At 72.2% G+C, this 14,117-nt stretch carries 12 protein-coding genes; 6 read left to right on the top strand and 6 right to left on the bottom strand.

What is annotated here, in order from left to right; all coding sequences use genetic code 11:
* Window positions 1-60 precede the first annotated feature (60 nt).
* From ABD832_RS24960 to ABD832_RS24950, 3 genes are all read right to left on the bottom strand, one after another.
* Window positions 61-2,136, bottom strand: a complete 2,076-nt coding sequence (locus ABD832_RS24960) for an ABC transporter ATP-binding protein (protein ID WP_344899505.1) — start codon at window positions 2,134-2,136, stop codon at window positions 61-63.
* Window positions 2,133-3,866, bottom strand: a complete 1,734-nt coding sequence (locus tag ABD832_RS24955) for an ABC transporter ATP-binding protein (RefSeq protein ID WP_344899503.1) — start codon at window positions 3,864-3,866, stop codon at window positions 2,133-2,135. Before ABD832_RS24955 ends, ABD832_RS24960 begins: the two co-directional genes overlap by 4 nt.
* 155 nt (window positions 3,867-4,021) lie before the next feature.
* Window positions 4,022-4,630: a TetR/AcrR family transcriptional regulator gene (locus ABD832_RS24950; protein WP_344899501.1), complete on the bottom strand. Its 609-nt coding sequence runs from the start codon at window positions 4,628-4,630 to the stop codon at window positions 4,022-4,024.
* Window positions 4,631-4,919: 289 nt separating this feature from the next.
* Between ABD832_RS24950 and ABD832_RS24945 the strand changes: the two genes are divergently transcribed.
* A complete protein-coding gene (locus tag ABD832_RS24945; RefSeq protein ID WP_344899499.1) occupies window positions 4,920-6,257 on the top strand; it encodes a serine hydroxymethyltransferase in 1,338 nt (445 codons plus the stop codon).
* Between the two features lie 68 nt (window positions 6,258-6,325).
* Here ABD832_RS24945 and ABD832_RS24940 read toward each other — a convergent pair whose 3' ends face one another.
* Window positions 6,326-7,318, bottom strand: coding sequence for an NAD-dependent epimerase/dehydratase family protein (locus ABD832_RS24940; RefSeq protein WP_344899497.1), 993 nt, complete (start codon window positions 7,316-7,318; stop codon window positions 6,326-6,328).
* Window positions 7,319-7,465: 147 nt separating this feature from the next.
* Between ABD832_RS24940 and ABD832_RS24935 the strand changes: the two genes are divergently transcribed.
* The 4 genes from ABD832_RS24935 (at window position 7,466) to ABD832_RS24920 (ending at window position 11,027) form a co-directional block, all read left to right on the top strand.
* Complete coding sequence (locus ABD832_RS24935) at window positions 7,466-7,840, top strand: STAS domain-containing protein (RefSeq protein WP_344899495.1); 375 nt, start codon at window positions 7,466-7,468, stop codon at window positions 7,838-7,840.
* Window positions 7,837-8,781, top strand: a complete 945-nt coding sequence (locus tag ABD832_RS24930) for an anti-sigma factor RsbA family regulatory protein (protein ID WP_344899493.1) — start codon at window positions 7,837-7,839, stop codon at window positions 8,779-8,781. The genes ABD832_RS24935 and ABD832_RS24930 overlap by 4 nt, the downstream gene beginning before the upstream one ends.
* A gap of 198 nt (window positions 8,782-8,979) precedes the next feature.
* Window positions 8,980-10,626, top strand: coding sequence for a PP2C family protein-serine/threonine phosphatase (locus ABD832_RS24925; protein WP_344899491.1), 1,647 nt, complete (start codon window positions 8,980-8,982; stop codon window positions 10,624-10,626).
* Window positions 10,626-11,027, top strand: coding sequence for an STAS domain-containing protein (locus ABD832_RS24920; protein ID WP_344899488.1), 402 nt, complete (start codon window positions 10,626-10,628; stop codon window positions 11,025-11,027). The genes ABD832_RS24925 and ABD832_RS24920 overlap by 1 nt, the downstream gene beginning before the upstream one ends.
* Before the next feature lie 142 nt (window positions 11,028-11,169).
* On the opposite strand, the gene ABD832_RS24915 is transcribed toward ABD832_RS24920, so the two are convergent.
* Both ABD832_RS24915 and ABD832_RS24910 read right to left on the bottom strand, forming a co-directional pair.
* On the bottom strand, window positions 11,170-11,655 hold the full coding sequence (locus ABD832_RS24915) for a MarR family winged helix-turn-helix transcriptional regulator (protein WP_344899486.1): 486 nt from the start codon (window positions 11,653-11,655) through the stop codon (window positions 11,170-11,172).
* 218 nt (window positions 11,656-11,873) lie between these two features.
* A complete protein-coding gene (locus ABD832_RS24910) occupies window positions 11,874-12,329 on the bottom strand; it encodes a hypothetical protein (RefSeq protein ID WP_344899484.1) in 456 nt (151 codons plus the stop codon).
* Window positions 12,330-12,801: 472 nt separating this feature from the next.
* On the opposite strand from ABD832_RS24910, the gene ABD832_RS24905 reads away from it, so the two are divergent.
* Window positions 12,802-14,064: an iron-containing redox enzyme family protein gene (locus ABD832_RS24905; RefSeq protein ID WP_344899482.1), complete on the top strand. Its 1,263-nt coding sequence runs from the start codon at window positions 12,802-12,804 to the stop codon at window positions 14,062-14,064.
* Window positions 14,065-14,117 lie beyond the last annotated feature (53 nt).

Genomic DNA, 14,117 nt, shown 5'->3' with positions numbered 1-14,117 from the left:
CCGGCCGACATCCCGTCCGGCCGCCACCCGGCCGCCACCCGGCCGCCGCCCGGTCCGACCTCACTTCTCGACGAGTTCCTCCTCCGCCTCGACGAGGGCGCCGCTGAACTGGGCCGAGTACAGGCGGTGGTAGGCGCCCCGGGCGGTGAGCAGTTCCTCGTGGGTGCCGTGCTCGACGATCCTGCCCTCCTCCATCACCAGGATGAGGTCGGCGTCGCGGATCGTGGAGAGCCGGTGCGCGATGACGAAGCTGGTCCGGTCCGAGCGCAGCGCGGCCATCGCGTGCTGCACCAGGACCTCGGTACGGGTGTCGACCGAGCTGGTCGCCTCGTCCAGGATGAGCAGCGACGGGTCGGCGAGGAAGGCGCGGGCGATGGTCAGCAGCTGCTTCTCGCCGGCGCTGACGTTGCCGCCCTCCTCGTCGATCACGGTGTCGTACCCGTCGGGCAGGGTCCGGACGAAGCGGTCGACGAACGTGGCCCGCGCGGCGGCCAGGATCTGCTCCTCGGTGGCCTCCGGGTTGCCGTAGGCGATGTTCTCCCGGATGGTCCCGCCGAACAGCCAGGTGTCCTGGAGCACCATGCCGATGTGCGAGCGCAGGTCCTCACGGCGCATCGCGGTGATGTCCACGCCGTCGAGGGTGATCCTTCCCGCGTCCAGCTCGTAGAAGCGCATGACGAGGTTGACCAGGGTGGTCTTGCCCGCGCCGGTGGGGCCGACGATCGCGACCGTGTGACCGGGCTCGGCCACCAGCGACAGGTCCTCGATGAGGGGCCGCTCCGGGTCGTAGCTGAAGGAGACCCGCTCGAACTCGACGCGGCCCTGCCGGACCGTGGGAGGGACCGGGTCGGCCGGGTCCGGGTCCTGCTCGACGGCGTCGAGCAGCTCGAAGACCCGCTCGGCCGAGGCGACCCCCGACTGCAGCAGGTTGGCCATCGAGGCGACCTGGGTGAGCGGCTGGGTGAACTGCCGCGAGTACTGGATGAACGCCTGGACGTCGCCCAGGCTCATCGTGCCGGTGGCGACCCGCAGGCCGCCGACGACCGCGATCGCCACGTAGTTGAGGTTCCCGATGAACATCATCATCGGCATGATGATCCCGGAGACGAACTGCGCGCCGAAGCCGGCCTTGTACAGCTCCTCGTTGCGCTGCCGGAACACCTCCTCCACCTCGGGGCGGCGGCCGAAGACCTTCACCAGCTCGTGGCCGGTGAACGCCTCCTCGATGTGGGCGTTCAGGGTGCCGGTGTGGGCCCACTGCGCGACGAAGTGCCGCTGCGAGCGCTTGGCGATCATCCCGGTGACGACCATCGAGAGCGGGATGGTCACCAGGGCGATCAGGGCGAGCAGCGGCGAGATCACGAACATCATCGCCAGCACGCCGATCACGGTCAGCAGCGAGACCAGGAGCTGGCTCAGCGTCTGCTGCAGGGTCTGCGAGACGTTGTCGATGTCGTTGGTGACCCGGCTGAGCAGCTCACCGCGCGGCTGGCCGTCGAAGAACCGCAGCGGAAGCCGGTTGATCTTCTCCTCGGCGTCCTCGCGCAGCCGGTAGACGGTCCGCTGCACCACGTCGTTGAGGATGTAGCCCTGCAGCCAGGCGAAGAGCGAGGCCGCGACGTACAGGGCCAGGACCCAGAGCAGGGCCGTGCCCAGGGCGTCGAAGTCGATGCCCCGGCCCGGGACGACGTCCATCCGGGCGAGCAGGTCGGCGAAGTTGTCGTTGCCCGCCGCGCGGGCCGCGGCGACCGCCTGCTCGGCGGTCGTCCCGGCCGGGAGCTGCCTGCCGATCACGCCGGTGAAGATCAGGTCCGTCGCGTACCCGAGGATCTTGGGCCCGATGACGGAGAACACCACGCTGACGACGGCCAGGGCGATCACCAGCAGGAGCATCGGGCGCTCCGGGCTCAGCCGCCGCATCAGCCGGCGGGTGGACGGCCCGAAGTTCATGGCCTTCTCGGCGGGCATCCCCATCCCGCCCATGGGGCCGCGCCCGAAGGGGCCGCCGCCCGCGGGAGGCCGCGGCGTCGGGGCGGCCGGGGTCGCCGGAGCCGCCGGGGGTGTCGCGGGTGTCGCGGGCGCGGCGGCCGCCGGAGTCCCGGCCGGGGGAGTCGTGGTCGTGGGCCGGTCTCTCATGCTGCGGTCTCCGCGGCTAGTTGGGACTCGACGATCTCGATGTACGTCGGGCAGGACTCCAGCAGCTCGTCGTGCGTCCCGAGGCCGACGATCACCCCGTCGTCCAGGACGACGATCTGGTCGGCGTCGGCGATGGTGGAGACGCGCTGGCCGACGATGACCACGGCCGCCCGCGCGGTGTGCGGGCGCAGGGCGGCGCGCAGCCGGGCGTCGGTGGCCAGGTCCAGGGCCGAGAACGAGTCGTCGAACAGGTAGATCTCGGGCTTGCTGACCAGCGCTCTGGCGATGGAGAGCCGCTGGCGCTGGCCGCCGGAGACGTTGGTGCCGCCCTGGGCGATCGGCGCGTCCAGGCCGCCGGGCATCTCCTCGACGAAGCCGCGGGCCTGGGCGACCTCCAGCGCCTCCCACAGCTCCTCGTCGCTCGCGTCGGGGTTGCCGTAGCGCAGGTTGCTCGCGACGGTGCCGCTGAACAGGTACGGCTTCTGCGGCACCAGGCCGATGCGCTTCCACAGCGTCTGGGGGTCGAGCTCGCGCACGTCGACGCCGTCGACCATGACCGTCCCGCCGGTGGCGTCGAACAGCCGGGGGATCAGCGACAGCAGCGTGGTCTTGCCCGAGCCGGTGCTGCCGATGACGGCGACGGTCTGCCCGGCGGTCGCGCGGAACGTGATGCCCGACAGCACGGGTGCGGCCGCGCCCGGGTAGCGGAACTCGACGTCGCGCATCTCCAGCTCGCCGTGGCCGGTCACCTCGCGGACCGGGTTCTCGGGCGGGACGACCGACGAGTCGGTGTCGAGCACCTCGGCGATCCGCTCGGCGCAGACCGCGGCGCGCGGGATCATCATCGAGATGAAGGTGGCCATCATCATCGAGGTCAGGATCTGCATCAGGTACATGAGGAACGCGGTGAGGGCGCCGATCTGCATGTCGCCGCCGTCCACCCGCCAGGCGCCGAACCAGAGCACGGCGATGCTGGAGGCGTTCAGGATGAGCATCACGACGGGGAAGATGAGCGAGGTGAGCCGTCCCACCCGCAGCGCCGTCCCGGTCAGCGCCTCGTTGGCCTCGGCGAACCTGCGTGTCTCCTCGCGCTCGCGGACGAAGGCGCGCACCACGCGGATGCCGGTGAGCTGCTCGCGCAGCACCTGGTTGACCACGTCGATGCGGGTCTGCATGGCGCGGAACTGGGGCACCATGCGGGAGATGATCAGGCCGATCGAGATCAGCAGCGCCGGTACGCAGACCAGCATCAGCCAGGACAGGCCGAGGTCCTGGCGGAGCGCCATCACGATGCCGCCGATGCCCATGATCGGCGCGGCGACCAGCATGGTGCAGGTCATCACGACGAGCATCTGGACCTGCTGCACGTCGTTGGTGCCCCGGGTGATCAGCGAGGGGGCCCCGAACTGGGAGACCTCGCGGGCGGAGAACCCGCCGACCCGGTGGAAGACGGCGGCGCGGACGTCGCGCCCGAACCCCATGGCGGCGTGGGCGCCGTAGTAGACCGCCGCGACCGAGCAGGCGATCTGCACCAGGGAGACGACCAGCATCCAGGCGCCGGCCGACAGGATGTATCCGGTGTCGCCGACCGCCACGCCCCGGTCGATGATGTCGGCGTTCAGGCTGGGCAGGTAGAGCGAGGCGATGGTGCCGACCAGTTGCAGCACCACCACGGCGGCCAGCGCGCCCGTGTAGGGGCGCAGGTAGGTACGGAGCAGGCGGGTCAGCACGGCGGCACCGCGTCGCGGGCGGAGGGAGGGAGGACGTCGCGCAGGGGGGCCGTGTACCGGCCGGCCTGCTCTGGCGCCCCGTTGGCCAGAATCATGAGCGGTCTCTTTCGAGGGGAGATGATGGGATCAGCGTCCGACATGAACCTTTGTTGAGGTCAAGGCTGCGGGCCGAGGCCGGGACGCCGGCGGATTCCGTCGAGCAGCAGGGAGACGATGTCCGCCGGGGACATCGGGTCGTTCTCGACGAACGCGGGATGGCTGGACGCGATGGTGAGCAGCTTCAGCCGCTGCGCCGCGCCGGCCGGCTCGCAGCGCAGCCGGTCACGGTCGGGGACGATCAGGTCCACGATCGCCCGGTGGGTGAGCTCCGCGTGCTCCACGCGCTGCCGGTGGGTGCGTTCGGCCCCGGCGGCCCCCGCCGCCCCGAGCGCGTTCATCAGGCGGAAGATGCGCTTGGTGTGGCGCTGCATGATCTCGACCGCCGCGACGAGCCGGACCTCCAGCGGGGCCGTGCCGTCGATGTCCCTGAGCTCGGCGAGGAGCGGCGCGGGGTCGAAGGCGCTGGACACGGCGGCGTTCACCAACTCGTCCTTGGTGGTGAAGACGCGGAAGATCGTCCCTTCGGCGACGCCCGCCGCCTGGGCGATCTGCCGGGTGCTCACGTCGGGACCGTGGGCGAGCACGAGCGAGAGGGTGGACGCGATGAGCGCCGCACGCCGCTCGTCCGGCGGGAGGGGCGCGGCCCTCTGCGGGATCGAGGTCACCGGGGAACCCTACAGCGAATGAGTGAGTAACTCACTCATTTATTCCGGGGGCGGAGGAACCCGGCCTGGAGCGGCCTCGCGGTCCGGTGGCCTCCGTGACGTGTGTGACGGGTGTGTTCTCCTATCAGATATTTCATCCGTTTTTTGCAACAGATGTAGGAAAAGCGCATTGAAAACCCCGTCTTTCACCCGATGCGCCGGGCGTCACCTTCGATCTACCGTCGTGTGGCAGACGAACCGTCCCCGCCTCACCCGGCAGCCGTCTGCCTGCCGGTCAGGAGATCACCCGATGCCCCGTACCCTCGCCCAGCGTCCCTGGGTGCCCGCCGTCACCGAGGATCGTGTCCGGTTCGTCCTGAAGGCCGTGACGGATCGGACGCCATCCCGGGTGCAGGGAGAGATCGAACGGCTGGTCGCCGAGAACCACCGCATCCACGACGTCGAGTCGGTCAACCTGAACCCGGCCACCAACGTCATGAACCCGCGGGCCGAGGCGCTGCTCTCCGCCGGTCTCGGGTCGCGGCCCTCGCTGGGCCATCCGGGGGAGAAGTACGAGATGGGCCTGGAGGCGATCGAGCAGATCGAGATCATCGCCGCCGAGCTGGCCGCCGAGGTCTTCGGCGCCACCTACGCCGAGGTCCGCGTCGGCTCCGGGGCGCTCGCGAACCTCTACACGTTCATGGCCGTCTGCAGGCCCGGGGACACGATCATCGCCCCGCCGGCCAGCATCGGCGGTCACGTCACCCACCACGGCCCCGGCGCCGCCGGCCTGTACGGCCTGAACACCGTCCCGGCCCCGGTCACCGCGGACGGGTACACGGTGGACGTCGACGCGCTGGCCGAGCTCGCCGCGACGGTACGGCCGACGCTGATCACGGTCGGCGGCAGCCTCAACCTGTTCCCGCACCCGGTGGCGCGGATCCGCGAGATCGCCGACACGGTCGGCGCCAAGGTGCTCTTCGACGCCGCGCACCTGTGCGGAATGATCGCCGGTGGGATCTGGCCGAGGCCGCTGGAGGAGGGTGCCCACCTGATCACCATGAGCACCTACAAGAGCCTGGGCGGCCCGGCGGGTGGGCTCATCGTGACCGACGACGCCGAGCTGGCCGAACGGCTCGACGCGATCGCCTACCCCGGGCTGACCGCCAACTTCGACGCGGGCAAGACCGCCGCGCTGGCCATGACCATGCTCGACTGGAAGGCGGCCGGGCCCGCCTACGCGCGGACGATGGCCGCGACCGCGCGGCGCCTGGCCGACGAGCTGCTCGCCCTCGGCGTCCCGGTCTTCGCCGCCGAGCGCGGGTGCACCCGCTCCCACCAGTTCGCCGTCCCGGCCCACCGCTACGGCGGGGGGCAGCGGGCCGCCCGACGGCTGCGCGAGGCCAACCTGCTCGCCTGCGGCATCGGCTTGCCGATGGAACCGGTCGAGGGGGACGTCAACGGCCTGCGCCTGGGCACCCCGGAGATCGTCAGGCTCGGCATGACCGAGGCGGACATGCCCGCCCTGGCCTCGTTCATCGCCCGCGGCCTGGACGAGGGGACCGACCCGGTCACCGTGGCGCCGGAGGTCACCGCGTGGCGGAGCCGGTTCTCCGGGGTGCGCTTCACCGCCGACACCCCTTTCTGAGGACACCCGTTCCCGAGGGCACGGCTTTCTGAGAGGCGGCGTCCCGGGAGGCTGGGGAGCAGGAGCGGTCAGGAGCGCGCGGCCCAGCGGGAGAGCAGCTCGGCCTCCCTGCCCGCGTCGATGGCCCCCGGGGTGGAGAAGGACGACTCCGCCTCGCGGACCTCGCGGATCGACCGCCGCAGCGGGCGCGGGCCGAGCCCCGCGGCGAGGGCGGCGGACGGGTCGGCGGCGTTGATCGCCCTGAGCGGGTCCCCCTCCGACCACAGCGGCAGCGACCGGCCGGTCTCGCCCTCGGCGAGCAGGAAGTCCTGCCCCGCCCAGGTCAGGGTGGTGCCGGGAGGCGCGACCTCGGCCGCGATCGTCTCCAGCAGGTCTCCGAAGGAGAACGGCGGGGCGGGGGTGGCCGCGTGGAAGGTGCCCGGCCGCGCCTCCTCGACCATGGAGACGATCCAGGCCGCCAGGTCGCGGGCGTCGACGACCTGGATGGGGTCGTCCGGGTCGCCGGGGGCCAGGACCTCCCCGCCCCGGGCGATCCGGTTGACCCAGTAGGTGAAGCGGCCGGTGTGGTCGTGCGGGCCGATGACGTACGTGGGCCGCACGACCAGCGTCGGGGACCCGAACGCGTCCGCCGCGGCCCGCTCGCAGAGCACCTTCAGCGGCCCGTACGTCTCGTCCGTCACGCTTTCGGGGACCGGCCCGTCGAGCTCGCGGAGCTCGCGGAGCTCGGCCAATGGCGCGTCCTCGGTGAACCCCGGCGCCACGGGCACCCGGTAGACCGCGGTGGTGGAGACGAGGGCGTACCGGCCGGTCCGCAGCGCTCCGGACAGCGCGGTGACCTGGCGGGGGAAGTAGGCGCTGACGTCGACGGTCGCGTCCCAGCTCCGGCCGTGCAGGACGGACAGGTCGCCGTCACGGTCGGCCGTCAGGCGCTCGACGTCCGGGAACAGCTCCGCCCCGGTCCTGCCCCGGTGCAGCAGGGAGACCTCGTGGCCGGCCGCGAGCGCCGCCTCGGTGATGTGCCTGCCGACGAACCGGGTACCGCCGACGATGAGAATTCGCATGCCCGTCATTGTCGCCGTCCCAGGTGGCGGTGCCCACCCGGCGGCCCGCCTCCGCGATCCGCCCGGCCCGGCCTCCCCGCGCGTGCCTGCCGAGAGTGACGAGCAGGTACGTTATGGGAGTCAATCGTCGATTTCAGGACGGTCACCGTGCCGATCTCGCCACAGACGGGACCTCTCGATCCCGCCTCCGATCACGACGGCGATCCGCCCCCCTCGGGCGGCCTCCGCATCGATCCGCTCGGGCCGCCGCCCGGTCTGCAGGTGAGCGGTGAGATCGACCGCACCACCAGGCGGGTCTGGCAGGAGGCGCTGAGCGAGCTGGTGAGAGGCGGAGGGGACCGCCACCTGTACCTGTCCGGTCTGACGTTCATCGACGTCCGCGGAGCCTGGCTGCTGGAGCAGTCCGCGCGGGCCCTCGTCGGCGGCGGCAGGCTCTTCCTGCACAGCGCGCCCTACTGCCTGAGATCCGTGCTGGCCCTGATCGGATCGGATTCGGTGTCGATCGAAGTGAAGACCAAATGAGCATGACGACCGCCGAGACGGAACCGTTCGTCCATCCCGCGCTGTTCTACCGCGGCGACCGGGAGTACCTGGAGGGCACCGTCCCCTTCATCCTGGACGGGCTGAAGGCCGGCGAGCCGGTCGCGGTCGCCGTCCCGGCGCGGAACCTCGCGCTGATCCGGGACGAGCTGGGCGAGGTCGCGCCGCAGGACGGCGAGGTGCTCTTCGTCGACATGGAGCAGGCCGGCCGCAACCCGGGACGCATCATCCCCGCCGTGCTGTGGGCGTTCACCGACCTGCATCCGGGACGCAGGGTCCGCGTCGTCGGCGAGCCCGTCTGGCCCGACCGCTCACCGACCGAGTACGTGGCGTGCCTGCAGCACGAGGCGCTGATCAACCTGGCCTTCTCCGGGCGGGACGTCACCATCCTGTGCCCGTACGACGCCGACGGGCTGGCCCCCGAGATCATCGGGCACGCCGAGGAGACCCACCCGGTCATCATCGACGGCACGGACACGCGCGCCAGCACCGGGTACGCGCCCGAGCGGGTCATCCGGGACTGCGGCGGGCCGCTGTCCGAGCCGGCCGGCGCCGAGACCCTGGCCTTCGGCGGGGACGACCTGTGGCGGGTGCGCGCCTTCGCCGTGGCGTACGCGGACGGGATCGGCCTGTCCGGGGAGCGGCTGGAGGACCTGCGGCTGATCGCCAGCGAGCTCGCCGCCAACAGCCTCGAACACGGCGGAGGCTCCGGGGTCGCGCGGATCTGGACCGAGGACCGCCGGATCGTCTTCGACGTCAGCGACACCGGTCACATCGCCGACCCCCTGGCGGGACGGCGCCCGGCCGACTCCCGGCAGCGGGGCTCCCGGGGCCTGCTCGTCACCAACCTCCTCGGCGACCTCGTCCGCGTCCACACCGAGCGGGGGAGGACCACCGTCCGCGTGTACTTCGACCTCCCCTGACCGCCTTCCCGCTCCCGGTCCCGCGCCTCACCCGGCACTCCCATCCCGGTTAAAACGTCCCGGCATGGGACGGCGGGGCGAGAGAGTGCGATCCTGGACGAGAACGACCTCGGCCCGCTCTTCCCGGCGGACCGGAAAACCGGAAGATCTGGAAACACCGACGAAGCCGGCAACAGCGACACCTGGGAGAACGCCATCTTGGCCACACCGCTGCCCGAAGAGCACGAGCTCCCCCTGCGGGGTGCCGCCCAGGGACCGGTGGGTGACGCGATCGGCACGCTGGCGCTCCCGTCCGGTATCGAGGACCCCTCCCCGGGCGTCACGGCCGGGGTGCGGGCCATGCTCGACGTGATGCCGGGCGCGGCCACCTGGTCCAGGCCGGTCCGCGACGAGACGGGCGCGATCCTGGACTTCCTCATCCTGGCCGCCAGCCCGGAGGCCCGGGACGTGCACGGCCGGCAGGGCGAGGAACTGGTCGGCGCGAGCACCCTGGAGCGCTACCCGTCCGTCCACGGCACCGAGCTGTGGGAGACCTACCTCAGGGTGATGGAGACCGGCGAGCCCGGACGCGTCGACCTGTACGAGCACGTCGAGGACGCGGGCGGCGTCCCGCACCGCTCCTGGTACGGCGTGCGCTCCGCCCGGGTGGCCGGCGGCCTGCTCAACACCTGGGTCAGCCACGACGGCGAACGGCGGCTGGCCGCCCGCCTGGAGCGCACCGAGCAGCTCGGCAACCTGGGCTGGGTGCACTGGAACCTGGCGAGCGGGGAGATCACCTGGTCGCCGAGGGTGTACGAGATACACGGCCGCGACCCGGCCGAGGGGCCCCTCACGCTGGAGCAGTACGCCGCCGCCACCGTCGCCGAGGACCGGGCCGTGCTGGAACGGGCCCTGGCCGCGCTGGCCGAGACCGGTGAGTCCCAGGAGTTCGAGATCCGCGTCCTGCCCGTCGCGGGGGAGGACGGGCCGGGCGTCCGGCACGTCCGGATCTTCGCCGAGGCCGTCCGGGATGCGCAGGGTGCGTCGCTGGAGATCCACGCGGTCGTCCAGGACATCACCTCCTGGCGCCGGGCCGCCGACGACCTCGCCGTCGCCAACCGCAGGCTGGAGGAGGAGAACCGCCTCTCGGTCAGCCTGCAGAACGTCATCATGCCGGTCGAGGAGAAGCCCCGGGCCCTTCCCGGCCTGCGGGTGTCCGCGCGCTACGCCCCCGCCGAGAAGGAGGCGTGGCTGGGCGGCGACTGGTACCAGGCCATCGAGCTGGACGACGGGGACGTGCTGCTGGCCGTCGGGGACGTGGCCGGGCACGGGCTGGCCGCGGCCTCCGCGATGGCCAAGCTGCGCCACGCCATCACCGGCCTGGCCTTCGCCCACCACGATCCCGCGCGGATCCTCGCCACGCTCAACCGCATGCTCTGCAAGCTCCGGCCGGACGTGCTGGCCACCGCGATCGTGGCCCGCTACAGCCCGGCCGACCGGATGCTGCGCTGGACCCATGCGGGGCATCCACCGATGCTGCTGGCCAGGGGCGGGCGGGTGGAGCGCCTGCTGCACCCCGGGGTACTGCTCGGCGTCTTCGACGACGCCTCCTACACCTACGGCTCCGTACGGCTGCGCCAGGACGACCTGCTGGTCATGTTCACCGACGGGCTGATCGAGAAACGCGGACGGGACCTGTACGAGGGGCTGGACCTGGTGAGCGCGACCGTGGCCGAGGTGCTGCGCTCGCACCACGGCGACGACCGGCTGCAGGCGGTCATGGAGGCCATGGTGCCGAGCAGCGACACCGACGACACCTGCGTCCTGGTCGTCCAGGTCGTCGCGCCCGTCCGGGGGGAGGGGTGATGACGGAACTGCACCTGAAGACCACGGCCGCGGAGCTGGGGGCGACCGCCGAGGAGGGGATCGGGGTCGTGGTGATCGGCGGCAGCCTCGACTTCTCCATCCACGAGCTCGTCGTCGAGTTCATGGACCGCGCCTTCGACCGGTTCGGGCCGGACCTGATCCTGGACCTCACCGGGCTCGACCTCCTCGACTCCCGGGCGACCGGCCTCATCGTCCTGTGCTGGAAGCGTTCCCTGGAGGAGGGGGGCGAGCTGAGCCTGGTCGCCACCGAACGCGGCGCGACGCGCATCCTGTGGATCACCGGCCTGACGATGCGCATCCGGGCCTTTCCCACGCTGCGAGAGGCCCTGGACGCCCGGCGGACGGCCGAGCAGGGGGACCGGCCCGAGCGGTCGGCCTGAGCGGCCGGGTTCGCGCTGCCGGTTCGAGTGGCCTGGTTCGCGCTGCCGGTTCGAGCGATCGGTTCGCGCGGCCGGGTTCGCGCCGCGGTTTCGCGCGGTGGTGTCGAGCGGCCGTCCCGGGTCGGTGGACCGGTGGCGGCGGTCAGTAGCCGCCGAACCAGCCGGGGACGTCCAGCCGGAAGACGTCCAGGGGCGTCACGGCCCGCAGGTCGGCCTCCAGGGCGCGCAGGCGGTCCTCGCCCAGGGTCCTCGCCCATCCGGCGCGCAGGTCGTCGAAGATCCGCGCCGACAGGACGAGGCTGTCCACCCCCCGCCCGGTGAGCCGCACGATCTTGCGCCGGGCGTCGTCGGGGTCGTGGGCGCGTTCGACGTAGCCCAGCCGTTCCAGGGTGTCGACCGTCTTGCCCGCCGCCTGCTTGGAGACGCCCAACCGGCGGCCGAGCTCCACCGCGGTGGTGCCCCGCGAGCCGATCGCCTGCATCACGAAGCCGTGCATGGGCCGCAGGTCGGGGTGCCCCCGGCGGGCGAGCTCGGCATGGAGCTCGTCGATGAGGATCCGGAAGCCGAGAAAGAGCCGGAGCGGGAGCTCGAAGCCCGGGGAGCTCGCGGAGCTCGGGGGGTCCGGCACGACGGGGGGAGTAGGGGAGCCCGAGGACACCGCGAAGCCTGGGGAGTCCACGGAGCCAGAGGAGCTCGAGGAGCCCGCGGAGCCCGCGGAGCCCGCGGAGCTCGGAGGGTCGCTGGTCACGGGCACCTCCTGCTCACCGCTCCGACAATGGCGTTGTCGAGTTTAGGGACGCGCGCCACCCCTGTCACCCGCGCCTGTCACCCGCCCTGCCGCCCGGCTCAGCGCGTACGGCCGTCCGGGCGGCGCTGGTCCTGGAGCCAGGTGTCGGTCTGTCGGGTGGCCTTGGGCGCGCTGGGGGTGGCGGGCGAGCGGCGGGTGGCGCGGGTCTCGGTCACGGTGAAGTCGGCCACCACGTGCCGGTTGTGCAGCAGGAAGCCCACCACGCCCGCGATCGCCTGCACGCTGCCGCTGGCCCGCGCGTGACCGGTCAGCAGGTAGACCAGCGGGGTGGACGGCTGGTCGAGGGCGAAGTAGCGGCCGTGATGGTGCGCGTCCTGGAGGGTCCTGATGGGGATCGGCCTCGAGGTGGTGAACCACGCGGCGACCTCCCAGGAGGGCTGGGACTGGTCGGCGTCGTTCGACTCCTCGTAGCAGGTCGTGCAACCCCGGCGAGCGTCCTGCCCGTGGGGGCACGCCCAGGCGGCGAGGTCGTGCGGCATGCTGTGCTCGGACATGAGCTGACCGTACCTTCCCGTGCCGGAACCCCGCCGCTTCCCCCGCTCCACGCGCCGGGGCACCGCGGTTTCCCGTTCTCCGTCCTTCCCGAGATCCGGGTTCATCCCCCGATTCCGGACCGTCCCCCCGTCCGCGGACCGATCTTCTTCCCTCGATCGGGTCCTCCTCCCCGAATCGGCCCCTCCGATCGGTTCTCCCGCTTCGGCGCCCCCGGCACCCCGGCCGGCCGGGGGCCGGCGACGGCTCGCGCCGTAGCACCATATTTCGTTATTTATGCAGTTCAGCGGGGGTAAAGCGCGATCTTGGAGCGTTTCGCGGACACGGCTACGGGCATCGCACCGGTCTGGGGGCATCCGACGGGGGGGACGCATGACACATGGGTTCGACGCTTCCGATCACCGCGGGCGGGGCGCCGCCGGTGTCCGCGGTGACGGTGTCCGTGGTGACGGCGTCCGTGGTGACGGCGTCACGGTGAACGATCCCTCCCGGGACGCGGACACGCTCGCGCCGGGGCACGGCCCCGCCGCCCCGGGACCCGGACTCTCCGGGTTCTCCGAACTGTCCGAGCTCTCCGGGCTCCCTGGGCTCCCCGGGACGTCCGATCCCCGAACGGCCGCGGGCCCGTCCAAGGCCCCGCGCCCCCCGGCCGCCCCGGCGGGGACGGCGCCAGCCGGGACCGATCCCGCCGACCCCTCGCCGCCGGTCCTGGCTCCGGAGCTGCCCGCCGCACGGGGGCCGATCACCACGCTCCTGTTCGAACGGCTGGTACGCCCCCCGCACCGCTTCGGCCTGTTCTCGCTCCCGCTGATGTCGTTCCCGGCGCGCTTCGCGGGCCCGGTCCTGGCGGACGAGGACGTGCAGCTGGCGCTCTTCGTCTGCTACGAGCTGCACTACCAGGGTTTTTGGGGCGTGGACGAGCGCTGGGAGTGGAACCCCTCCCTGCTGGAGGTACGGGAGATCCTGGAGACGCGGTTCGAGGAGGGGCTGGCGCGGGCCGTGTCCTGTCCGCCCGCGCCACGGCCCGGGGACACGCGCCGGGCCCTGGTCGAGCTGGTGGCCGCCGCCGAGGGGCCCGACCTGTCGGTGTTCCTCCAGCGCCAGGCCGACCTGGCCCAGTTCCGCGAGTTCGTCGCGCACCGGTCGATCTACCACCTGAAGGAGGCCGACCCGCACACCTGGGGGATCCCCCGCCTGCGCGGCCGTTCCAAGGCCGCCCTGGTGGAGATCCAGATGGACGAGTACGGCGGCGGGCGTCCCGGGCGGATGCACTCCGAGCTGTTCAGGACCACCATGCGCGGCCTGGGCATGGACGACTCCTACGGCGCCTACCTCGGCCGGGTGCCCGCGATCACGCTCGCGATCTCCAACGCGATGTCGCTGTTCGGCCTGCACCGCCGTCATCTCGGCGCGCTGCTCGGCCATCTGGCGGCGTTCGAGATGACCTCCTCGATCCCCAACGCGTGCTATTCCCGGGGGGTGCGGCGGCTGGGCGGCGACGAGGAGACCTCGCGCTTCTACGACGAGCACGTGCAGGCCGACGCCGTGCACGAGCAGGTCGCCGCGCACGACATGTGCGGGGGGTTCGTCGCGCAGCACCCCTCGCGCGCCGGTGACGTCCTGTACGGGGCGGCCTGCGGCCTGGCCCTGGACCGGCTCTTCGCCGAGCACGTGACGGGGAGCTGGAGCCGGGGCCTCTCGTCACTGCGGGAGGCGGGCACGACGATCGGGCCGTGACGGCCGCCGTCCGGTCCTGGGCCGTCTCTCCCGCCGATCCACGGGGGGACGTC

This window comes from Streptosporangium longisporum, assembly GCF_039534895.1.
Lineage (GTDB): Bacteria > Actinomycetota > Actinomycetes > Streptosporangiales > Streptosporangiaceae > Streptosporangium > Streptosporangium longisporum.
This window is presented reverse-complemented; position numbering and strand designations above follow the sequence as displayed.